This window comes from Agrobacterium sp. 22-3639C2 (assembly GCF_053522105.1).
On the sequence record NZ_JBNWDB010000003.1, the window covers coordinates 62296 to 84344 of the forward strand.

A 22049-nucleotide genomic window follows, 5' to 3' on the forward strand; every position below is an offset into this window, starting at 1 on the left:
AAACATCGCCAGGTGCAGGAAGAAAAAGACGATAAAAACGGTCGCAAAAAGCGGCACATCCTGCTGAGAATCGATAGCTTTATCGACTCCGGCCTGTGGACGGCTGCGGCAAGGCTGGTGGATTTCTGGGAAGACGTCACCATTGCCTCGCGCAAACTGCATGTGCGCGGCTGGAAGAAGCTTCTCGTCAACCTGACATGCGACGCGCTGACCTTCGGAACGGCCGGCTGTGTCGTTCTTCTGGCGCTTGCCATGCCCGCCTTTGAGGAGACCAAGAAGGACTGGCGTTATCGCGGTGATTTTGCCGTGACCTTCCTTGACCGTTACGGCAACACCATCGGCCATCGCGGCATCATCCATGAGGATTCCGTCCCGATCGACCAGATGCCGGATCATTTCATCAAGGCGGTTCTGGCCACCGAAGACAGGCGTTTCTTCGACCATTTCGGCATCGATTTCATTGGCCTTGCACGCGCCATGAGCGAGAATGCCCGCGCCGGCGGCGTGGTGCAGGGCGGCTCGACGCTGACGCAGCAGCTTGCCAAGAACCTGTTCCTTACCAATGAGCGCTCGCTTGAGCGCAAGATCAAGGAAGCCTTCCTCGCGCTGTGGCTCGAGGCCAACATGTCGAAGAAGGAAATCCTCAGCCTTTATCTCGACCGCGCCTATATGGGCGGCGGCACGTTCGGGGCAGCAGCGGCGGCGCAATTTTACTTCGGCAAGAACCTGACCGATGTCACGCTTGCCGAATCCGCCATCCTCGCCGGCCTGTTCAAGGCGCCGGCTAAATACGCACCGCATGTCAACCTGCCCGCCGCACGTGCGCGCGCCAACACCGTGCTTTCCAACCTGGTGCAGAGCGGGCTGATGACCGAGGGTCAGGTGATCGGCGCGCGGCGCAATCCGGCCACCGTCATTGACCGCGCCGATGTGAAGGCCCCGGATTATTTCCTCGACTGGGCGTTTGACGAGGTACAGCGGCTGGCGGCGCAGGGCAGGTTCAAGGACCATACCGTCGTCGTGCGCACCACCATCGATACCGGGCTGCAACAGGCAGCCGAGCAGGCGATGGAAATGGAGCTGCGCGAGTATGGCGAGGGCTACCGCGTCAAGCAGGGCGCGATGGTGATGATCGAAAACGGCGGCGCGTTGCGCGCCATGGTCGGCGGGCGTGACTACGGCGAAAGCCAGTTCAACCGCGCGACGGCGGCGCTGCGCCAGCCGGGATCCTCCTTCAAGGTCTATACCTACTCGGCCGCCATGGAAAAGGGCATGAAGCCGGAGACGCTGATTTCCGACGCGCCCGTGACCTGGCGCGGCTGGTCTCCGCAGAATTATGGCCGCTCCTACGCCGGCAAAGTGACGTTGCAGGTGGCGCTTGCCAAATCCTACAACACCGTGCCGGTGCGTCTCGCCAAAGACGTGCTCGGCACGCAGGTGATCGTCGACACCGCCAAGGCGATGGGCGTCGCCACGCCGCTGCGCAGCGACAAGACCATTCCGCTCGGCACATCGGAACTGACGGTTCTCGATCAGGCGACGGCCTATGCCGTGTTCCCGGCCGATGGCATGCAATCGCGCCGCCACGGCATCGAGCAGGTGCTGGATTACGAGGGCAAGGTTCTCTACGATTTCGGCCGTGACGAGGAACCCGCCAAGCGGGTGCTTTCCGAAGAGGCCAATTCGAAGATGAACCAGATGCTTGTCACCATTCCCGTGATGGGAACGGCCCGGCGCGGCGCGCTTGAAAACGGCATCGTTTCCGGCGGCAAGACCGGCACGTCGCAGGCTTACCGCGACGCCTGGTATGTGGGCTTCACCGGCAATTACACCACGGCGGTCTGGTTCGGAAACGACGATTTCACGCCGATGAACAACATGACCGGCGGCGCGCTTCCCGCCATGACCTTCAAGCGGCTTATGGACTACGCCCATCAAGGCATGGAGCTGCGCCCCATTCCCGGCATCCAGAACCCGCTGCCGACAGGCGCGCGCCCGCAGCCTTCGGCCCAGGTCGCTGCCGCATCCGCCACCGCTGCACCCGCCATGCCGGCACTCACCCGCCCACGCTCGCTCTCAGCCGAAGCAACCCGCGTCATCCGTTCCATCGCCAAGAAGATGAAGGAAGCCACGCCTTTGACCGTCACGACGCAAAAGGTTGCGGATGCGTCATTGCGGGATGGCCCGGGGGATGCGGCCCGGCGGTGACGGCTTGGCAACCTTGGCTCATAATGCTGAAGGCGTTTTTCCCTCCAGATTGCTGCCTGCACTCGGCTTTAGAAAAATCCATATTTGGTGCTTGACCTCAATCATGGTTGAGGTTGCACAGTCCGGTTGCAAGAAAGCGAATGCCCGAAAGGTGCAGCGCTAAGGCAATTGAGGACAGGAAATGGTGAAAGTAAAAGCATTGTTCGAGACGCATTTGACGGTTTCGAACCTGGAACGCTCGGTTGAGTTTTATCGTAATGTTGTCGGCTTGGAGCTGGCACAACGATTCCCTGAACGGAATGTGGCGTTCTTCTGGACCGGCGAACGTGGGCATTCGATGCTTGGCCTATGGTCCATCCATTCCGCACCCATCAATATGAGACTGCACATCGCCTTCAGCGTCGATTTTGATCAGCTTCTCGCCGCACCGGACTATCTACGCCGGAACGGCGTAACGCCGCTCGGTTTTGACGGCGAAAACGAGATCGACGAGCCCGTCGTCTTTCCATGGATGCCGGCAGCCAACGTCTATTTCAAGGATCCCGACGGCCACTCGCTGGAATATATCGCGTTTCTTGGCGGCGAAGCAAAACCGCAGATTCCGCGCGTGTTGAACTGGAGCGAATGGCAGACTATTTGATCTGCCTCAGGAAAGAAGCGCCGCCCGTGCTGTTTCCACCACATGGGCGGTGAGCGTGCCGAGGCGTTCAGCGGCGAGCCGATTGACCTGCCAGTAGAGCGGGATATCGAGCGGTGTGCCGGGAACGACTTCCACAAGCCGCCCCGCCTCAAGGTGCTCTCCCACCAGCTGCACCGGGTTGAGGCCCCAGCCCATGCCGGCAAGACTTGCCTTCACGAAACCGTCGGTCGAGGGCAGCCAGTGGGTGGGATAGGATATATCCTCACCCAGCGCTTTTTTGATCCAGCTGGCCTGCAGCCTGTCCTTCTGGTTGAAGGTAAGCCCCGGCGCGCGGGCAAGCGTGGCGGGCGTGACGCCATCGGAGAAATGGCGCGCCATGAAAGCCGGGCTGGCGGTGGCGTGATATCTGAGCACACCGAGAGCCAAGACCCGGCAGCCCTGCACAGGCTTGGCATGGGCGGTGACGGCGGCGAGCACCCTGCCCCCGCGCAGCCATTCCACCGTATGGTCCTGATCGTCCACCGCGATGTTGACGAGATAGTCGCTGCCACCGGTGAATTTCGAAACCGCGTCGAGAAACCATGTGCCGAGACTATCGGCATTGGTGGCAATGTTGAGTGTGACACGCTCTGCCGCCGCGCCCGCTTCCGAAAGAACCGGAAGCTGCCGGAACAGTTCGGTTTCCAGCATGCCGACATGGTCCATGTGCCGGCAAAGCCATTCGCCCTTTTCCGTCGCCACGCAAGGATTACCGCGCACGATCAGCACCACGCCGAGGCGCTCCTCCAGCTGCTTGATACGCTGGGAAACGGCCGAGGGCGTGACACACAGCACCTGTGCCGCCTTCTCAAAGCTGCCGGTCTGGGCCACGAGCGCCACGGCGCGCATGGAAGGATAGTCCAGCATCAAAGGCCTCCTTGTAAAGATTGATATGGGCGTGGTTGACGGGAAGCGTCCGGGCAGTAGCAGTAGCACTCTCCTCTTCCCTCATTCCTGTCCTTGTCACAGGAATGAGGGTCAGGCGAGGTGCCCGCACATGAAATCGCCCTGTCGCATAGTTTTTGCCCGTCATTAGTTTTACTTACTTGAACTGAGTTTGTTTAATTTGATTAAACCATGTGAGGGAAATATCAAAGCACTCGGTCTGGAAGCGGTGGCATCATCCATCCGCACAGGCAGAGACAAAAGGCAGCAGCCAGCACATGGACATTCAAATCTTCTTCACCGGCCTGACGATGGGTCTCAGCCTCATCGTTGCCATCGGCGCGCAGAATGCTTTCGTTCTGAAGCAGGGGCTGGCGCGCTCCCATGTCTTTGCCGTCTGTGCCACCTGCGCGATTTCCGATGCGCTGCTGATCACCGTCGGCGTCTTCGGTTTTCAGCGGATAAGCGCCGTCATGCCGGCGCTCGATCCCATCATGCGGTATGCCGGTGCGGCGTTTCTCATCTGGTATGGCGCGAAAAGCCTACATTCGGCCCTGCGTTCGTCGGAGGTGCTTTCGGTGGCGGAAAGGCGGGAGGCGAGCCTGTGGCAGACGCTTGCCATTTGCCTGGCGCTGACCTTTCTCAACCCGCATGTCTATCTCGATACCGTCGTGTTGCTCGGCACCATCTCCACGCAATTTCCCGGCTTTGAAAAAACCTTCGCGGCGGGTGCCGCCACCGGCTCCCTGCTGTTCTTCTTTTCGCTGGGTTACGGCGCGCGCTGGCTGCGCCCGATCTTCGAAAAGCCGTCCGCCTGGCGCATCCTCGAAGGGGTTATCGCCTTCACCATGTGGGCCATCGCCTTCAAGCTGGTCATGGGCGCTTAAAGCGGAGGGGTTTCTCCCTCTCCGAGGTCCCAGTAAAGCCCGGCCATGATGGCAAGCGCCTCGCGGGCAATCTCCTTCGGCAAATGTTCGTTCGGCGCATGCTGCGAGCAGCCGGGATAAGAATGCGGCACCCAGATGGTGCGCAGTTTCAGTATATCGGCAAAGATATCGTTGGGCAGCGAGCCACCCAGATTGGGAAGAAGTGCCGGTGTCTTGCCCGTCGTGCGGGCCATGGAACTCAGAGTGAAGCCGACCCATGGGTCCTGCGGATCGAGCCGCGTGGCGCGGAAAATCTCGTCGCCGGCGGGTACGATCCGAACCATGCTGAACCCCTGCCGGTCGAGATGGCGGCGGATGGCGGGCAGCGCGGCTTCCGGATCGATGCCGACAACGAAGCGCAATTGCAGCCGCGCCCATGCCCGTGGCGGAATGGCATTGACCGGCGCGCGCGGATTGCCGGTCTCAAAGGCCAGCACCTCCAGCGCGCACCAGCCGAACACACGCTCGGCGGTGGAAAGGCCGGGCTCGCCCCAGTCAGGATCGATTTTCGGACCATCCGGTCCGCCATCGATCTCGCAATCGGCAAGCGCGTCACGCACCGCCTGCGGCAGTTCTTCCGGCACCAGTTCGGGCACGCGGATCTGCCCGGATGGGCCAACGAGGCTTGCCATGGCATGCGCCAGCTGCACGCCGGGGTTGGACAGCGCCCCGCCCCAATTGCCGGAATGATGGCCGCCTTCCCGCGCCTCGATCACCAGATCGAAGGTAATGCCGCCGCGCGCACCGAGAAAAACGGTCGGCCGCTCCGCATTCAGGCGCGGGCCGTCGGAGGCGATCAGAAGATCGGCTTTCAGCCGCTCGCTATAGTCCCGGCAAACTTCCCTCAAGCCGGGAGAGCCCCTCTCCTCGCCCATCTCGATCAGATATTTGGCGTTGAACCCAAGTCTTCCACGCGTCTCCAGCACCGCTTTCAGCGCCGCCATGTTGACCGAATGCTGCCCCTTGTTGTCGGCGGTGCCGCGCCCGTACCACCTGCCATTGCGCTCGGACATCACGAAAGGCGAAAGGCCTTCTGCCCAGCCGTCATCAAGACCACGCACCACATCGCCGTGGCCATAACCCAGCACGGTCGGCAGATCTTCATCCTCGAAACGTTCGGCGATCAGAAACGGCAAATCCGCCGCCGGGTCGCGCAGGATCGTGCAGGAAAACCCCATGGCGGTGAAAGCGGGCTGCATTTCGCACTCCAGATAGAGCGCCAGCTCGGCACCGCGCGCCTTATCCTGGCTTTCGGTGCGGAGCGAAACGCGCCGCGCCAAGTCCTGCTCGAACCTGCCATCGTCGAAAAAGCGGGTGGCGTGGTCGATGGCGGCTTGTCGCGACATGGTGGAATCCCTCTTCTGGTCATTTCCATCAAGACTAAACAAGGCGTACCATTTTCCAAACAGGGAATCAGTGATAGTCCTCGACCTGTTCAAAAACGGGAAAACAGCGTGTTTCGAGTTCCATTCCTTGTCGGCATCGCCCTATTGATCGCCTTTGGCGGCGGCATTGCCGCGACGCTGGCAGCACTTGAGGCGACATCCGGCTTCGGCTCGATCCGCATCGGCTCATGGGATGCCTTTCCGGAAGCGCAGACGATCGAGGCCGATCCCTACGCCAAGTCGCACCGCGCCGATGCCGGCAAGCTGCTTTATGGAACGGCCGAGGGACTGGCCTTCACCGCCTCCGTCGACAGCGACGGCCAGCGCCTGACCGGCGAATGCCGTTACCAGCTGGCGGGCGCCGTGCCGCCCTCGCGGTTCTGGACGCTCTATACCGCCGACCAGCAGGGCAATGTTCTGGCGGAAGATGCCGGACGACCCTTTGCGCTCAATTCGCGCACGCTGCTGCGCAGTGCCGATGGCGGCATCGACATCACCATTGCACCCGATGCCCAGACCTATAACTGGCTGGCCGTGCCGCAGGGGCAGACATTCAAGCTGGTCATGACGCTGCTCGACACGCCGGTTGCCGGCAGTTCCGGCCTTATCGACATCGCCATGCCGCAAATCCGCAAGCTGGGGTGTGGCAATGCTTAGGACCCTGCTCGCCATCCTCACCGGCCTTGTCGCCGCCGCCGTGCTGCATGTCGTCATTCTTCTGGCGATACCGCATTTCAGCAATCGCGACGCCTATACCCGCGCCTTGGCGGAAGGTAAGCCGCATCAGTTTCATCTTCTCGAAGAAACGACGGAGAAAAAGACACTGGGAAGCGGCGATCCCTTCATGCGAGTTGCCGTCTGCACCTTCAATATCGAGGAAAAGCCCGTCAGGCTGACGGCCATCGGCGCGGTGCCCTTCTGGTCGGTCGCGGTTTACGACAAGGCGTCGAACGAGGTGTTCAGCATGAACGACCGCACGTCCGCAGGCGGGGTGATGGATATTCTGGTGGCGGATTCGGTGCAGATCGCGGCCATTCGCAAGGCGCAGCCGCCATCGCTTTCACAGGCCATTCTGGCGGAATCGGATCAGACGGAAGGGTATGTGGTGTTGCGGACCATGGTGCCGCAGCCGAGCTTCGGGGAGGAAGCGGAACGGTTCCTGAACGAGGCGAAATGCCAGCCGACACCGTGGAAATAGCGCCGGTCAACCAAGCGTAATCAGGATTTGAAGGCGGTTTCCGGTGCGGGCTTGCGCTTGCGCGCATCCTTGCCAGCCGGTTCCGTATCGCGTTTTTCATAACGCACGCCGGTAAACAGCACGACCTTTGCCGGGCCCATAACCTTGCCGGACATTCCGGCCGGGCGCAGGCTTCGTCGGGCCTCGGCGATTGGAATAATAACTGCCATGCTCGTCTCCTCTTCGGGAGTCAATGTTGCCCATGGGAACCGCGCAAGCCTCGTCTTGCGTCGGGAATTTCATCACCATCACATTGCGCATAATCCAGCCCACAGACTGGTTTTCGCACGACCCAAAAATCGATGGCGATTTTGCAAGGTGTCGTGCGCATATCAAGGCTTCGGCATGCCATTTTCGAAATTATTCTATCAATCAGAATAACATGGAATCCTAATACTGCCCATGAAATTAGAAACAGACAGAGGTTAATGATCCGTTAACCCTAATCGCCGGGCGCCAACTTATCCTTCATAAAGCTGCACCCGTTGAAAACAAAGGCGAGACGGCAAGGTTCCATGACGTTTTGTCCGTCACGAAGGTTTTAAAATTTCCTTGTTGATAAACGCACAATAACGCTTGCCACCCCCCATAGTTAACAGGGTGTCAACGGATTTGCTCTAATTTGAACCGATATTGTGTTTGCGTTTTTGTTGGGTAGTGCGTTGACCGACCGGTTTCGAGAACTTGAGAGGCCAAGAGCCGTGAGGAAGAAAGATGTGGTGCTAATGGCCACTGTCACGAATTTTGAGACTGTTCCCCATCCGTCAAAAACGGACCTTCGGCAGTTTGCCGAGCTTTTCATGCCGCTTTTCAACGCTTCCACCGAAGAGGCCAAGCGGGAAGCCATTGCAGCGCTTTCCCAGCATCCCAACGTGCCTTCGGCGGTTGCCTTCTTCATCGCCTGCCAGCCGATTTCCATTGCCGCCCCCTTCCTGATTTCGTCGAAGTGCCTTGATGACGACACGCTGATCACCATTGCCCGCACGCAAGGGGCCGCCCATGCCCGCGCCATCGTGCGGCGCGAGGACCTGTCGCCGACCGTCATCGACGCGCTAGTCGGCCTGCGGCACATGGAAGACCTGAAGCGACCCGATGACGCGACGCCTCCCGCCATGCCGGAGCCAGCCATTGCGCAGCCGGCAGACGCCCAGATCAAATCCACCGCCGTGGAAGAGGAAATGCGCCAGCGCATCAAACGGATGGCGCATCAGCTCAGCCGCCCGGAAAGCGACGTTCTTGGCCTGCGCCGCCTGAGTGACGTGCAGGAAGCGCTGCTCGTGCGGTTCGCGCGCGAGCGTGATGCGCGGCAGTTTGCGGTGACGCTGGCGGATTCGCTGTCGTCCAGCTACTGGCTGTCGGAGCGCATCATGCTCGACATATCAGGCACGCAGCTCGCCACCACCCTGATCGGGCTCGGCATGGAATTTTCCGAAGCCGCCTTCATATTGCAATGCTTCTATCCGCATCTTGCCGCCGCCGAAGGCGACATGAGCCGCGCCGAGGCCATGCTCGACCGCCTCGAAATCATTGAATGCGAAGAGCGGGTGGAAAGCTGGCGGCGCGCCGACAGCTACACCCACGGCCGCGAACGACCGAACCACAGCGCACCTGTCATTCACAGAACGGGGACGTGAGGGTTAAGGCGGCCCCCCCCTCGCCCGGAGCAATTCCGGGCGCAAAGCTGCTGCACGCTTTAAATCTTCGGTTGGTCCACCAGCGTCAGGAGAGTGCCGATCTCGTCCGTTTCGATCTCGACGACCCATAGATCGCTGTCGAAGCGCCGCTCCCTTTCGAGAAGAGCAGCACTTTCCTCCCCCTCCACACCCGCAAGGCGCGTCTCGAAACGGCGTTCGGCCCGGACTTCCTCGTCCTCGGCAAAACTCTGCGGCGCAGGCCCGTAGAGGTTTTCGCGGCCATCACGAAGGCGCTGGCGGATGAAGATCGCACCGGCCTCTTCCGCACCCTTCTTTTCGACAGCGGCAAAGCCACCAGCGGAAAACACGCGGCGGATAAGGGCTGATACGAAGATTTCGGATTTGAGGCGCATTGGGGGTGCTTTCGATGGAGGCGCCAGGCCGCTGCCTGTCCGTGTTGTTACGCTCTCTTCTTTCCTCGTTCCTGCGCTTGTCACAAGAATGGAGAGAGTTGAGACCCAGTCCCCTAAAGCGCCCCGATCGATTTCAGCTTCTTCAGCACGGCTTCGCTCGGTTCACCGGTCTCCGGCAGGCGGTAGTGTTTTTCGAAATGGCGGATGGCGTTGCGGGTCTGCTCGCCGGCCACACCGTCCACCTTCACATCGGCATAGGCGATATTGATCAGTCCCTGCTGGATCTTTGCAATCAGATCGCGGCTCACCGGCTTTGAAGCGGCGGCAGCGCTGTTCAATGAGACCGGTTCGGCCTTGGGATGAGGCGCTTCAGCCTTGCGGATTGCGGCCGCGACCGGGTCGATCTCAACGCCGCCGCCGGTGTTGGCGTCGGAAGGCCGATCCTTCGGAATTGCGGCGACGGTTGCGCCGTCGATCCTGAGCGCCGCCAGCACCCGTGTCGTCGGTTCGCCGGTCTGTTCCATGCCGAGTGTTTCTTCGAAGAACATGATGGCGGCAGCCGTGCGAGGTCCCATCTTGCCGTCCGCCTCGCCTTCGTAAAGCCCGCGTTTTTTAAGTTCGGCCTGAATATCGGCAACGATCTGCTGCGGCTTCTGGTTTTCCGCCGCAACCGATGTCGCAGGCGTCGCCGTTGCGGCCGCCGGTTGCTGCGCCGTTTCGGTTTCGCTCGGGCGTTCTATGCGGAAGGTCGTGACATGGCCCTGCGTGCCGAGCGGCTCTGCCGCGCGATAGCCGGCAATCCCGTTCGGGTTTGCCGCATCGCGGGTACGCAGAAAAGGAGACGGATGAACGCCCGGCTGGTACCAGAGCGCGTTGGCGGCGACAAAACCGAAAACGACCACGAAGGCGCCTGAGCCGCCCACCAGTTTGGGACGGCGCAGGAGTTCGCGCCCGATGGCCGAAACCACCAAGGAAACAATCCCGGCGCCAATCTGGGCCGTTGTTTTCTTAGGCGATTTTCGCTTTCGCGGGGCCATCGTCACCATCCTTCTTCATAATCGCGGCCATTTCGCCGAGCCGTTTGATGCGCGGCGGAAACTCCACCATGCATTCGGTTTCAGCGTTTTCGCCACCCGCCATGCCGGAACCGTCGGCAGGCAACATGATCGTTACGACCGTCCCCGCGCCGGGCTGGCTGGTGATGGCGAAAGTGCCGCCATGCAGTGCTACCAGACCCTTGACCAGGGACAATCCCAGACCCGTGCCCTCATAGCGACGGGTATATTCATTCTGGACCTGCATGAAAGGCTGGCCCAGGAGTTCAATCTTGTCGGATGCGATGCCGATGCCGGTATCGCTGACCGTCAGTTTCAGCATCCTGCCTTCACGCGCAGCATCGATCGACACTACACCGCCGGCATCGGTGAACTTGATGGCGTTACCGGCCAGATTGATGAGAACCTGGCGGATGGCGCGCTGGTCGGCGGAGATTTCGCCGATACCGCGCTGGATGCGGCTGGTCAATGTCAGACCTTTTTCCTTCGCCTGCAAGCCGAGCATGGCCTCGCAGGACGAGATGGTTTCGCCGATCGGGAAGCTTTCCATCATCAGCTCGTAACGGCCTGCTTCCAGCTTGCTCATATCCAGCATGGTGTTGACCACCGACAGGAGATGCGCGCCGGACTGGCGGATCAAGCCGACATATTCCCGCTGGCGGTCGTTTTCCAGCCGGCCGAAATATTCGCCCGCCAGAATGTCGGAAAAGCCGAGGACGGCGTTGAGCGGGGTGCGTAGTTCGTGGCTGACGGCAGCGAGGAACCGCGACTTGGCGTCGTTGGCCGATTCCGCCTCCGCCGCCTTGCGGGCGACATCGCGGCGCAGAAGCTCCATCTCGGTAACGTCGGAGAGCTGGGCGACGACGCGGCGTAGCCTGCCAGCCGCATTGCGGATCGCCGTCATTTCCATACGCGCGTGGATGAACTGCGCCTGGCGCGATTTCGCGCCGGTTTCGAACCGCAGTTCCACGCTGGACTTTTCCTCGCCCTGCCGCAGAAGGTCGAAAGCCTGCATCAGCTCGATGCGATCAGAAACATAAACATATTCGGCAAAGACATGGCCCTTGCAGGCCTGAAGATCGGCTGGAAACGTTTCAAGGTCGCGGCCGGAGACGCGCTCGACGAGGCCGTTTTCATTGATGGTGAGTACGAGGCCGGGCACCTGCGATGCCGCAACGAGGTCATCGTCGCCGGCTTGAGCGGACAGGGACGCTGCGCCACGGGCAGGACGCGAAAAGGCGATCAACAGGGCGGCTGCGGCCAGATACAGCGCCAGCACCAGAGCGGCGCCGATGGGCAGCGCGATGGCGGGGCTGAAGACGAGGCTGAACAGGGCGGGAACGACCAGAAAGCCGACGGCGCTGAAGGCAAACAGGCGGCGCAGGCGCGCAACGGTGCCGGCGCGCCTTTCGGCGTCCTCCTCCATACGCGCAAGCCATCTGCCTGCGGCATGGTCGACCAATGCGACCGCTTTTTTTCTCATATTACGCAATACCAAACCTGAATCCCTGAGACGGATCTAACGGCTCCGACAATAGAAGCCCGCGGCTTAAGGAATGGATAAAAAGAACGGCACCAAACAGCCTCGAAATGCGCCGCAGTCCCATTACGGAGCATTTCAACCAAGCTTTGCCAATCATGGTTAATGACGGGTAAGCGACGGATTTCGCTTTATTTTTGCCATCGCGTTAACCTTTGTGGCGGCACGGGTGACCACTTTTGCCCGGAACAGACGGCATCTGTCGCAATTATGCTTAACATGGACTGTTAAAATGCGACGGAATTGCTGGAGCCGGTCCCGATGCGAGGAGAATAGATACAATTTGAATTAAATTGCGCGGCTTTTTGCAATTGGCTGTTCGCCGGTCGCCTGTAGCTTCTCTCCAAGCCCGAAAAACGGGACAAAGGCCGATGACCCAAAACGGGCGGGGCTTCAAAACAAAGATCATCTGGCAGGGTAGTCTGACAATGTGGTTTCTGATCAAAGGAACATTCTGGTTTTCGCTGGTGCTGGTCGCGCTGTCCTATTTCGGTAGCAGCAACGATCCGACCAAGGAACCTTCGGCATTCGATATTCCCAGCGCCGTTTCGGCAGCCGGTGAGGCCTATCGTTATGTCAGCGCCATCTGCATCGAAAAACCCGACGTCTGCGTCAAGGGCGCCGAAACCTTCCACGCGCTCGGTGAACGGGCAAAGGAAGGCGCCAAGGTCGCCTATGAATTGCTCGACGCGCAGCTTGCATCCGGTGATAAAACGGCACCCGCAGCCGAACTCGCCAGCGAGAGCGAAAAACTGGCCGCAGCACCGGCGATCAGCGTCGAATTCCCTGGGAATGCCGACATGCTGAAGACCGGCACCATCATTCCCCTGCCGCAGAAGCGCCCCACCCCCTGATATTTTGCGCCGCCTAACGCCGCGCCGCCCCTTCTCTGCAGCCGGATATGTCCGCCTGCGTGACTGCCTGCCAAACTTGCCCACGGAAACCTGTTTTCCGTGGGCTTTTTCATGGTCCGCATGGTTCAAAACCGTCTGCACTTGCCCTATATCGTAGCAAAGCATGGCAATAACGAACGATACGGCGCGCAACATGGCCTCTCTCGATACGATCCTTGACGATTTCGCCTTCCTCGACGACTGGGAGGATCGCTATCGTTACGTCATCGAACTCGGCAAGGCGCTACCCGACCTTGCGGAAGACAAGCGCACGCCTGAGAACAAGGTGCAGGGCTGCGCAAGCCAGGTCTGGCTCGTCAGCCACAGCGATGGTGCGGAAGATCCTCTCATGACCTTCGAGGGCGATTCCGATGCGCATATCGTGCGCGGCCTCGTCGCCATCGTTCTTGCCGTCTATTCCGGTAAAAAAGCTTCCGAAATCGCCGGCCTCGACGCCATTGAGGTGTTCGACAAGATCGGGCTGGTGGAACATTTGTCCTCGCAGCGCGCCAATGGCCTGCGTTCCATGGTCAAACGTATCCGCGAGGAAGCGAGACTTCTGACCGCCTGAGCCTTCATTCTGTTGCCATCGTTGGCGCCATCGGCGGGCGATAATCTTCGTCGCCCCAATGGTGGCTTGTCCTTCTGCTGCGTTGCGCTTGCGGCGCATAATGCCGGGCAAGCGATAGCAGAGCGGCCCGCAGCAGCAGTTTTGCCGAACGCGCCGGCCATTGCCGCTCGCGCTCTACGGCCTCCAGCCCCTTTTCAAAGCAGCAGATATCGATGGCGACACCTGAAAGTTCAGGCCCCATAGCATCTGCTGCACGGGAAAACCGCGTCCGTGCGGAAATCGCCGCATCGGTAAGATCGAGCTTGCCACCCGCCTCCCCCTTCGTGCGGCTTGCAATTTTCGGCTCCCATGTTGCCGTCACCTTCGGGTTCAATTGCGCGCGGTGAAAATCGGCGGCGAGGCGTTCGCCCGCCTGCAAGGCGTCGCTGGGGAAGAATGCCGTGCCATCCTTTTCCTTCAGCCGTGAAAGGCCTGTCAGTGGCGAGCTATTGAGGTTGCGCCGGGCCGGCTGCCTGTCCTTGCCGACATCCAGAACCACCGTCTGCAAATCCCAGTGCTGTTCCTGAAAAATCTCGTCGCGATCCCTGGCTATAGCGCGCTTCAAATAGGAGGCGAGCGGCGGCGCGGCGGAGAGTGTGTTTTCGCGTCTTTCGATCAGCCCCGAAGAGAGGGCGAGCTGCACCGTGGCGGCCGGAAACCGCAACGCTGGACGCCCTCTCCTGCCGTTCCCGGCCTCCGGTCGCTGCAATACCATATCGCCGCGATCCTCCGATATCTCAGCCGTGCCCGCAGCAATGCAGCGCAGGAGCCGCAACAGGACAGTATCGGGAAGTATCGATGGAGCGCTTTTTGTCTCACTCATCCCGAACACCTTTCATCACGTTGAAAATGCTGCCGGAAAGCCGCTCCAGTGTGGCGACGAACTCGTCAAAGGCGGGTTCGTCGCGACGATCCTCAACCACTTGGCAGGCATGGCCGACTGTCGTTCTGTCCCTGCCGAAACACGGGCCGATATCCGACATGGGAATACCGAGCTGCACATGGCACACATACATGGCGATCTGGCGGATATGGCATTCGGTGCGCCGCCTGTCCCGGCGCGCAGCCACACGATCGCCGGTTAATTGCACCATTTCCCCGGCCAGTTGCCGGACCAGCCGGCAAATCCGGGAAATCTCATCCCGCCCGGCAGCAGGCGGAAAACGGCGGAAATTGCTATCGGCAACCTGCACACAGGGCCGAAAGGGGGCAGGCAAAGACGATATGTCCGAAGGCATATGCAACTCCTTTACGAATAGGAATTAATTCATACACCTGAGGATGGACGCGGGGAAGGGCAAATTTGGCGTCGAAAAACATGCAGTTGATTTCGCTTTGTTTTTGAATAAAGGTGACGCCTAGACAAGGATTTTTTTCCTCTGTCGAAATTGCGCGCGGCAATAAAAAAGCCGGTCTAAGGACCAGCTGGACATAACACTATGGTGCAAGTTGTGTATGGAGCGGGCATGCGCGCCCTGCCGCCATCTCCTGCTAAGGGAAAAGGTCACGGCGGCGAGTTAAGGGGCAAGGCCAGCAATATGCTGCCAAGGTCCCCTTTATCCGGCGCTTCGGGCCATCTTTCCCCGGACGGGGAGAAAATACAGCCGCGACACAATCCGTCTTAGAAAATCAACGGTTCGCCTTGCGGCGCTGACCGAGACCCATTTCCTTGGCGAGCCGCGAACGGGCTTCGGCATAGGCGGGAGCAACCATCGGATAATCGACCGGCAGATCCCATTTTTCGCGATATTCTTCCGGCGTCATGCTGTGATGCGTCGTCAGGTGGCGTTTGAGCGACTTGAACGAGCCACCACATTCCAAACAGACGATATGATCGTCCTGAACCGACTTGCGAACCGACACAGCAGGCTTCTGCTTTTCAACATTGACCGCCACCGATGCCGGTGCCGATGTTCCGCTGAGTGCCGTATGAACATCCGAAATAAGGCCGGGAAGCTCAGTTACCGGAACGACGTGGTTGCTAACATAGGCAGCCACAATATCCGCCGTCAGTTCGACCAGCAGATCCTGGGCGTTACCGTATGCAGTTTCCGTCATTTAAGTATCTCCTGTTATTTATCTCCAGACACGGATGAACGCCGCATCGAGCGATGTGAAGTTACCCGGTGCCCCTCCTTCGCCCTGTTGAAACCAACGTGAAATCTACCCCTAGATTTCAAGCGAAACCGGAAACGAATTGATCCGAGATTCAACTTGTAGCCCGCGACATGGCCAACAAAGGTCTGATCAACCATAGATTAGACATTAATAAAATGCCTATGCCGACCATGAAGAGGCTAGATGCAAATCGCAATAAGCAATTTTACACTTAATTTGGATAGCATCAAAACAGCAAAAGTCAAATTCCTATTATGATTTTTTCAGTTCAAAACAGTCTAATTGGAATACAAAAAATCACGGGTAATAAAATACTATGCCAAGTAGTAATGCAAAACGAAGACCCCCCATTATTAGGGGGTAATTCAACTTCAAATTTTCTTTAGGTCATCAACTACCGATTTATCAGCAAGTGGATAACCTGCCTTGTGTGCAGCCATTGCAAGAAGATGTGCGGAGACCGGTGCTGTCAGAACAAAGAAAAAGAAACCGGCAAGTGCCCGTGCCAGCGTCGATATTTCCGTGGAATGAATGCCGACAGCCAGCAGCAACAGGCCCGAACCCACCGTTCCCGCCTTGGAAGCCGCATGCATGCGGGTGTAGACATCCGGCAGGCGATTAAGCCCGATTGCCGCAATCAGCGAGAAGGCGGCACCTGAGACCGTCAGTGCCGCAACCAGAATAGCCACGATCCAGCCCATCATCGACCGCCCCTTCTTTTTCCACGCCTGGATACTTGTTTGTCAGGCTTTTCAACAACTTCCGATGCCCGCTCGCCGTCGAGAACAGCCTTTGTCCTGCGCCTGCCATCTGCACCGCGCGACAGGACGAAGCGGGCAAAAGCCACCGTTGCGAGAAAACCCACCAGTCCGAGCGCAATGGCGATATCGACATAAAGATCGACGCCGGTGCGGATGGCGATAACCGCAATGAAGCCGATGGCGATACCGACCAGCATGTCGAGCGCGACGATTCGGTCCGGCAAGGTCGGACCGACGACGACGCGATATACTGTCAGCAAAAAGGCAGCGGACAGTACAACCGTGGCAAGTACAGTTGCAAATGAAACTATGAGTTCCGGCGTCATCCCTGAAACGCCTCCATGATCTTTTTTTCGAAGCCGTTTCGGATGTCATTCTTGGCGGCTTCGATATTGCTGCAATCGATCGCGTGGACGTAGAGCGTTGTTTTATCCTCGGAAACATCGACCGAAAGTGTGCCGGGGGTCAGCGTGATGAGATTGGCAAGCAGCGTGATCTCGAAATCCGTCGTCAGCCTGAGCGGATAGGCGAAGATACCGGGCTGCACATCGAGCTTCGGCCGCGTCACCATCACCGCCACCTTCCAGGCCGACAGCGCCAGCTCCTTGAAGAACAGCAGCAGCAGCGACAGCACGCGGACCGGACGCAGTCGATGACGGCCGCCCTTGGGGATCTGGTGACGGATAAGGCCCAGAGCCAGCGCCGAGACGATGAGGCCGAAGAGAATGTTCGCCGGCGTGACGCTGCCACTTACGGCGAGCCATACGCCAACGAAGAGCAGTAACAGGATGTAGCGGCTCATGGTCTGCTCCCTTCGGGAAACACCGACTGGATATAGGCTTCGGGGTTGCCAAGCCCCGCCGCCGCCTGCTGGCTGAGATTGAGCAGGCTTTCCGGAAACAGACCGAAGAATACCACCAGCAATGTCAGCCCGACCAGCGGGACGAAAGAAGGGGCCGCCAGAGGCGACGCAGGCAGCGACGGCGCCTGGCCGGTTGAGGCCACTGCCGGGCGCCAGAAACATAAGAGGAAGACACGCCCGAAGGCGATGGTGGCGATGAAGCCGGACAGGAGAAGGGCGGCGGCAAGCCACCAGGCGCCGATATCGATCGCCGATTTGACGAGAACCACCTTCGGCCAGAAGCCGGAAAACGGCGGCAGGCCGGAACCGGCGAAAAACAAGGCGAGCGCGAGGCCCGAAAACCACGGCGCCTGCCGATAAAGGCCACCGAGCGAAGTCAGGGTAAAACTGCCGCCAAGGCGGGCGGCGTGGCCGGCGGCGAGATAAAGCGCCGTCATCAGCACCATGGAGTGCAGCGCGTAAAAGATCGCGCCAGCAACGCCGGAGGGCGTGCCGATGGCGATGCCCGCCATCATGTAACCGATGCCCGATATGACGATGTAACCGAGCATGCGGCGGATATCGTTCTGTGCGAGCGCACCCATGGCGCCGAGCACCATTGTCAGCGCCGCAGAGATGGCGATGACGATACTCAGCTCCTCTCGCTCGACCGGAAACAGCATGACCATGACGCGCAGCAGCGCGTAGATGCCGACCTTGGTAAGCAGGCCGCCGAACAGGGCGGAAACGACGATGCGCGGCGTGTGATAGGAGGCGGGCAGCCAGAAATTCACCGGAAAGGCCGCCGCCTTCATGGCGAAGGCGAGAGCAAACAGGCTGGCAAGCGTCATCAGCGGAGCTGTGCCGCGCAGCTGCGTCGCCTTCAGCGCGATATCGGCCATATTGAGCGTGCCGAAGATGGCATAGAGATAACCGACCGTGATCAGGAACAGCGTCGTGCCGATGAGGTTGAGGATGGCGTATTTCAGCGCGCCATCGATCTGCTCGCGCGTGGAGCCCAGCACGATGAGGCCGAAGGACGAGATCAGCAGCACCTCGAACCAGACATAGAGGTTGAAGAGGTCGCCGGTCAGGAACGCACCGGTGACACCCGCCATCAACAGCATCAGGAATGGATAAAAACCGTATCGCCTGCCGCTGGCGTCGATATCGGCGCTGGCGTGGATGGCACCGGCCAGCGCTACGATGGCGGCGGCGAGCGACAGCAGCGTGCCAGTCAGATCAGCCGTAAAGGCAATGCCGAAGGGTGGCAGCCAGCGGCCCATGACCATGGTGAACGGCCCTTGGGTCACGACCTTCCACAGAAGCGCAGCATCGAGCAGTACCAGCAGAACAAGTGCCGTGATTGCAATGGGCGCATGCAGACGCATGGTGTGGCGCAGCATCATCAGCACCGCACCTGCGCCTATTGAGAGCGCGACAGGAAGGATGATCAGCCAGTCGGATAGCGGCACGGGTGCCGTGACAAGCGCTGCGGAAAGATCTGATATTGCAGAAGTGGTGGATGAAGCCATGTGTCTGTGCCCCGCCCCGCTCAATAACCGAGCGGCGGCAAAGGCTCGCCTGCCGGTTCTGCGGTGCGCATTTCGTCGGTGTCGTCGGTCTGCAATTCCTGGAACGCGCGCCAGGTCAGCACCAGCAGGAAACAGAAGAAGGAAAAGGAAATGACGATTGCCGTGAGGATAAGCGCCTGCGGCAGCGGATTGGCGGCACCCGCCGGCAGCGTGTCCATGCCGGGCGGAATGATCGGCGGCACTTCGCGCGTCAGCCTTCCCGCCGTGAACAGCAGGAGGTTGACTGCGTTGCCGAGAATGGCGATGCCGAGCAGCATGCGGATGCTGTGACGCGAGAGCATGAGATAGATCGCCACCGAAAAGAAGATGCCGACGAGAATGGAGAAAACAGCTTCCATCAGTCGCTATCCCTTTCTTCCAGAGCCAGCGCAATGGAGGTGATGGCACCGACCACGACGAGATAAACGCCGATATCGAAGGACATGACGGTGGAGAGTGGCACTTCCACACCGAGCAGGCTCGGATAGACCCACAGCCCGGTCATGAAGGGCACGCCGGCTGCAATCGAGACGAGACCAGACAACATCGCCAACAGCAGCCCCGCGCCGGCAATGGACAGCGGATGGTACACGATGGCGCGCCGGACTGCGGCCACACCATAAGCGATGCCGTAGATCGCCAGCGCCGAGACCGCGATCAACCCGCCGATGAAACCGCCGCCCGGCTCGTTATGGCCGCGCAGCAATACAAAGATGGAAAACAGCACCATGAGGCTGGTGACCACGGGGGCGACGGTGCGCAGGATAAGCGTGTTCAAGCCCGCGCTCCCTTCTTCTTCGCTATTTTTGCTGGTCCCTTGATGGCAGCAGCCGGGCGGATGCGGATGAGCGCGAGAATGGCCAGGCCTGTTATCATCACCACCGCAATCTCGCCCAGCGTATCCGTGCCGCGGAAATCGACGATGATGACATTCACCACATTCGCCCCGTGGGCGATGACCTTGGAATAGGTGTTGTAGAAATCGGTGAGGCGATTATCGAACGACGCTTCCGTCGCCCGCATCAGGAACAGGGCAAAGCCGGTTCCGCAGGCAATGGCGATGGTGCTGTCCAGAAGCTTCTGGCCAGGGCCGCGGTGGTCTGACGGCGACAGGCGAAGCCTTGTCATGACCAGCGTCAGAATGACCACGGAGAGGGTTTCGACCATGAATTGCGTAAACGACAGATCGGGCGCGCCGAACAGCAGGAAGATGACCGCCACCGCAAACCCCTGAATGCCGAGCGCGATGATGGCCGTAAGCCGGCTGGACGCCGTGAGCACAGCGACAAGGCCCGCAACCGCGATGCCAATGAAGGTCAGCTCATGGATTTTAATGTCGTGCGGCCACGCCGGCATGGACGGCAGTTCGCCATAGAGAAACAGCGGCGCAAGCAGCACGACGGCAATGACGGCGAAAGTGGCGGTGACGTAAAATTCCAGCCTGCCGGGCTGGATAAGCCTGACAACATGGAACGAGATTTTGACCAGCGTTTCGATGAAAACATCGAAGCCCCTGTCCGGCCCTGCACCCAGCGCCTTGAAGGTGCGCACCATCAGGCCGCGAACGGCGGAAAGCTGCATATAGAGGACGATGCCGAGCGCGATGGTCAGCAGCGACAGGCCGAGCGGCACGCCGATATGGGGAATGAGCGAGATTTCCACCGGGCGCGCCTCACCCGCGATCGCGCTTGCCATCGGCGTCGAAATGTAAAAATGCGAAAGGCCAGCGAAGAGAGCGATGGTCAGCCCCTTTATCGCCAGCAGCGCCGGGCCGAGCCACAGCAGCAGTGGTCCCTCATGCGCGTGTTTCGGGGTTTTCACGGGCTTGCCGAGGAAAGGTTTCAGCGCCACGGCAAAAGCGACGGCAAACATCAGCGCATTGCCGAGAATGGCGATGCCGGTGAACAGCACGGCACGCGGATTGCCATGCGCCAGCGCATAATAAATCTCTTCCTTGGCGAGAAAGCCGAAGAAGGGCGGCAGGCCGGCCATGGAGATGGCCGCTGCCAGCGCTGCCGCAAAGGTGATCGGCATGGCCTTTCGCAAGCCGCCGAGCTTCGTCACATCGCGGGTTCCGGTCTCGTGGTCGATGATGCCGGCAACCATGAACAGTGCGCCCTTGAAAAGCGAATGCGCCACCAGATAAAGCACAGCCGCCTCGATCGCGTGGTCCGAGCCGAAGCCGGTCAGCATCACCAGCAGACCGAGCGAGGACATGGTGGTATAGGCCAGCATCAGCTTCAGGTCGGTCTGGCGCACGGCCAGCAGCGCGCCGGTCAGCATGGTCAACCCGCCGAAGAACGGCAGCAGGATCTGCCAGGCAGCGGTATCGCCGAGAACGGGGTTGAGGCGCATCAGAAGATAGACACCGGCCTTCACCATGGTTGCCGAGTGCAGATAGGCCGAAACCGGCGTTGGTGCCTCCATCGCGTTGGGAAGCCAGAAATGGAACGGAAACTGCGCCGATTTGGTGAACGCGCCGCCGAGAACCAGCAGCAGCGCAGCCAGATAGAACGGGCTGTCGCGTAATATATCGCCGCCACGCACCAGCATGGACAATTGCGTCATGCCGCTCATGTCCCAGATGAAGATCAACCCGGCGAGCAGCAGCAGACCGCCGCCGCCCGTTACCACCAGCGCCTGTAAGGCGGCACGGCGTGCGGCCGGGCGCGCATGGTCGAATCCGATCAGCAGGAACGAGGTTATCGAGGTCAGTTCCCAGTAAACGAACAGCATCAACAGGCTGTCCGAAACCACGACGCCCAGCATCGCGCCCATGAACAGAAGCAGGAAAGACAGGAAGCGGCCCTGCTGCGGATGCCCCTTCATGTAACCGCCGGCATAAAGCACGATCAGCAGACCAATACCGGTGATCAGAAGTGCAAAGGTCAGCGACAGGCCGTCGATGAACCACGAAAAGCTGAGGTTGAAACTTGGAACCCAGACGTAACCGCCCGTGACCACGCCGCCAGCCGCCACCTGCGGCAGCATCAGTGCGAAGTGGACAAAAGCCAGCGCGGGCGCGATCGCCAATATCCAGACGGCATTGTGACCTAATCTTTTCACCAGCATCGGTGCGGCAAGCGCTGCCAGAAACGGCAAAAACAGCGACAGGAATGTCAGCTGCGTGACATCTGATGTCATTCACATCTCCCAGGGCTTCCCCTACCCCTGTACGCCCATGAATGGCGTTCTTTTCAAATCGTATTTTTCAGTTAAGGCATAGACACCGCCATCTCAACCCAAATCGACTCTCATACCTGCCCATAACGTACTCGTTATGACAGCTG

At 59.8% G+C, this 22049-nt stretch carries 24 protein-coding genes; 8 read left to right on the forward strand and 16 right to left on the reverse strand.

Annotated elements, in window-relative coordinates:
* The first annotated feature begins 12 nt into the window (after positions 1–12).
* Positions 13–2208, forward strand: coding sequence for a transglycosylase domain-containing protein (locus ACQZ6D_RS13230; RefSeq protein ID WP_065704955.1), 2196 nt, complete (start codon positions 13–15; stop codon positions 2206–2208).
* A 181-nt stretch (positions 2209–2389) separates the two neighbouring features.
* Positions 2390–2848 (forward strand): VOC family protein, encoded by a 459-nt coding sequence (locus tag ACQZ6D_RS13235; RefSeq protein ID WP_065704957.1) that lies wholly within the window; start codon positions 2390–2392, stop codon positions 2846–2848.
* Between the two features lie 6 nt (positions 2849–2854).
* Here ACQZ6D_RS13235 and ACQZ6D_RS13240 read toward each other — a convergent pair whose 3' ends face one another.
* Entirely contained in the window at positions 2855–3754 is a 900-nt protein-coding gene (locus tag ACQZ6D_RS13240; RefSeq protein ID WP_065661233.1) for a LysR family transcriptional regulator ArgP, read from the reverse strand.
* Between the two features lie 296 nt (positions 3755–4050).
* On the opposite strand from ACQZ6D_RS13240, the gene ACQZ6D_RS13245 reads away from it, so the two are divergent.
* On the forward strand, positions 4051–4659 hold the full coding sequence (locus ACQZ6D_RS13245; protein WP_003512058.1) for a LysE/ArgO family amino acid transporter: 609 nt from the start codon (positions 4051–4053) through the stop codon (positions 4657–4659).
* Here the strand turns inward: ACQZ6D_RS13245 and ACQZ6D_RS13250 are convergent.
* Entirely contained in the window at positions 4656–6044 is a 1389-nt protein-coding gene (locus tag ACQZ6D_RS13250; RefSeq protein WP_065704959.1) for a M20 family metallopeptidase, read from the reverse strand. The two genes, ACQZ6D_RS13245 and ACQZ6D_RS13250, sit on opposite strands and share 4 nt — an antisense overlap.
* A gap of 108 nt (positions 6045–6152) precedes the next feature.
* Here ACQZ6D_RS13250 and ACQZ6D_RS13255 point away from each other — a divergent pair, with 108 nt between their 5' ends.
* A complete protein-coding gene (locus ACQZ6D_RS13255; RefSeq protein ID WP_003512054.1) occupies positions 6153–6740 on the forward strand; it encodes a DUF1214 domain-containing protein in 588 nt (195 codons plus the stop codon).
* Complete coding sequence (locus ACQZ6D_RS13260) at positions 6733–7281, forward strand: DUF1254 domain-containing protein (protein ID WP_013635715.1); 549 nt, start codon at positions 6733–6735, stop codon at positions 7279–7281. The genes ACQZ6D_RS13255 and ACQZ6D_RS13260 overlap by 8 nt, the downstream gene beginning before the upstream one ends.
* A 20-nt stretch (positions 7282–7301) precedes the next feature.
* Here the strand turns inward: ACQZ6D_RS13260 and ACQZ6D_RS13265 are convergent, their stop codons facing one another.
* Positions 7302–7490 carry a hypothetical protein gene (locus tag ACQZ6D_RS13265; RefSeq protein WP_013635714.1) on the reverse strand — a complete coding sequence of 63 codons (189 nt, stop codon included), beginning with the start codon at positions 7488–7490 and terminating at the stop codon, positions 7302–7304.
* A 555-nt stretch (positions 7491–8045) separates the two neighbouring features.
* Here ACQZ6D_RS13265 and ACQZ6D_RS13270 point away from each other — a divergent pair.
* The gene (locus ACQZ6D_RS13270; RefSeq protein WP_003512047.1) at positions 8046–8954 is read left to right on the forward strand and encodes a DUF2336 domain-containing protein; all 909 of its coding nucleotides are present in this window, start codon (positions 8046–8048) and stop codon (positions 8952–8954) included.
* A 59-nt stretch (positions 8955–9013) separates the two neighbouring features.
* Here ACQZ6D_RS13270 and ACQZ6D_RS13275 read toward each other — a convergent pair whose 3' ends face one another.
* From ACQZ6D_RS13275 to ACQZ6D_RS13285, 3 genes are all read right to left on the reverse strand, one after another.
* Entirely contained in the window at positions 9014–9367 is a 354-nt protein-coding gene (locus ACQZ6D_RS13275; protein ID WP_003512046.1) for a DUF1491 family protein, read from the reverse strand.
* A 113-nt stretch (positions 9368–9480) separates the two neighbouring features.
* Complete coding sequence (locus ACQZ6D_RS13280; protein ID WP_065704182.1) at positions 9481–10404, reverse strand: peptidoglycan-binding domain-containing protein; 924 nt, start codon at positions 10402–10404, stop codon at positions 9481–9483.
* Positions 10376–11905 carry a sensor histidine kinase gene (locus ACQZ6D_RS13285; protein ID WP_003512044.1) on the reverse strand — a complete coding sequence of 510 codons (1530 nt, stop codon included), beginning with the start codon at positions 11903–11905 and terminating at the stop codon, positions 10376–10378. Before ACQZ6D_RS13285 ends, ACQZ6D_RS13280 begins: the two co-directional genes overlap by 29 nt.
* Before the next feature lie 485 nt (positions 11906–12390).
* On the opposite strand from ACQZ6D_RS13285, the gene ACQZ6D_RS13290 reads away from it, so the two are divergent.
* Together ACQZ6D_RS13290 and ACQZ6D_RS13295 are read left to right on the forward strand one after the other, a co-directional pair.
* Positions 12391–12816 carry a DUF5330 domain-containing protein gene (locus ACQZ6D_RS13290; protein WP_025592804.1) on the forward strand — a complete coding sequence of 142 codons (426 nt, stop codon included), beginning with the start codon at positions 12391–12393 and terminating at the stop codon, positions 12814–12816.
* Positions 12817–13009: 193 nt separating this feature from the next.
* Complete coding sequence (locus tag ACQZ6D_RS13295) at positions 13010–13426, forward strand: SufE family protein (RefSeq protein WP_025592801.1); 417 nt, start codon at positions 13010–13012, stop codon at positions 13424–13426.
* A gap of 4 nt (positions 13427–13430) precedes the next feature.
* Here ACQZ6D_RS13295 and ACQZ6D_RS13300 read toward each other — a convergent pair whose 3' ends face one another.
* From ACQZ6D_RS13300 to ACQZ6D_RS13345, 10 genes are all read right to left on the reverse strand, one after another.
* Positions 13431–14288: a DUF6456 domain-containing protein gene (locus ACQZ6D_RS13300; RefSeq protein ID WP_065704181.1), complete on the reverse strand. Its 858-nt coding sequence runs from the start codon at positions 14286–14288 to the stop codon at positions 13431–13433.
* Positions 14281–14703, reverse strand: coding sequence for a helix-turn-helix domain-containing protein (locus ACQZ6D_RS13305; RefSeq protein WP_003512040.1), 423 nt, complete (start codon positions 14701–14703; stop codon positions 14281–14283). The genes ACQZ6D_RS13300 and ACQZ6D_RS13305 overlap by 8 nt, the downstream gene beginning before the upstream one ends.
* Positions 14704–15094: 391 nt before the next feature.
* Entirely contained in the window at positions 15095–15523 is a 429-nt protein-coding gene (gene ros / locus ACQZ6D_RS13310; RefSeq protein ID WP_003512037.1) for a MucR family transcriptional regulator Ros, read from the reverse strand.
* A 431-nt stretch (positions 15524–15954) separates the two neighbouring features.
* Entirely contained in the window at positions 15955–16287 is a 333-nt protein-coding gene (gene mnhG / locus ACQZ6D_RS13315; protein ID WP_003512029.1) for a monovalent cation/H(+) antiporter subunit G, read from the reverse strand.
* Positions 16284–16670, reverse strand: coding sequence for a cation:proton antiporter (locus ACQZ6D_RS13320; RefSeq protein ID WP_065658150.1), 387 nt, complete (start codon positions 16668–16670; stop codon positions 16284–16286). The genes mnhG and ACQZ6D_RS13320 overlap by 4 nt, the downstream gene beginning before the upstream one ends.
* Positions 16667–17146 carry a Na+/H+ antiporter subunit E gene (locus ACQZ6D_RS13325; protein WP_013635705.1) on the reverse strand — a complete coding sequence of 160 codons (480 nt, stop codon included), beginning with the start codon at positions 17144–17146 and terminating at the stop codon, positions 16667–16669. The genes ACQZ6D_RS13320 and ACQZ6D_RS13325 overlap by 4 nt, the downstream gene beginning before the upstream one ends.
* The gene (locus ACQZ6D_RS13330; protein WP_003512023.1) at positions 17143–18720 is read right to left on the reverse strand and encodes a Na+/H+ antiporter subunit D; all 1578 of its coding nucleotides are present in this window, start codon (positions 18718–18720) and stop codon (positions 17143–17145) included. The genes ACQZ6D_RS13325 and ACQZ6D_RS13330 overlap by 4 nt, the downstream gene beginning before the upstream one ends.
* A 20-nt stretch (positions 18721–18740) precedes the next feature.
* Positions 18741–19118: a Na+/H+ antiporter subunit C gene (locus tag ACQZ6D_RS13335; RefSeq protein ID WP_003509263.1), complete on the reverse strand. Its 378-nt coding sequence runs from the start codon at positions 19116–19118 to the stop codon at positions 18741–18743.
* A complete protein-coding gene (locus ACQZ6D_RS13340) occupies positions 19118–19537 on the reverse strand; it encodes a Na(+)/H(+) antiporter subunit B (protein WP_003512013.1) in 420 nt (139 codons plus the stop codon). The genes ACQZ6D_RS13335 and ACQZ6D_RS13340 overlap by 1 nt, the downstream gene beginning before the upstream one ends.
* On the reverse strand, positions 19534–21903 hold the full coding sequence (locus tag ACQZ6D_RS13345) for a putative monovalent cation/H+ antiporter subunit A (RefSeq protein WP_065702641.1): 2370 nt from the start codon (positions 21901–21903) through the stop codon (positions 19534–19536). The genes ACQZ6D_RS13340 and ACQZ6D_RS13345 overlap by 4 nt, the downstream gene beginning before the upstream one ends.
* Positions 21904–22049: the final 146 nt, after the last annotated feature.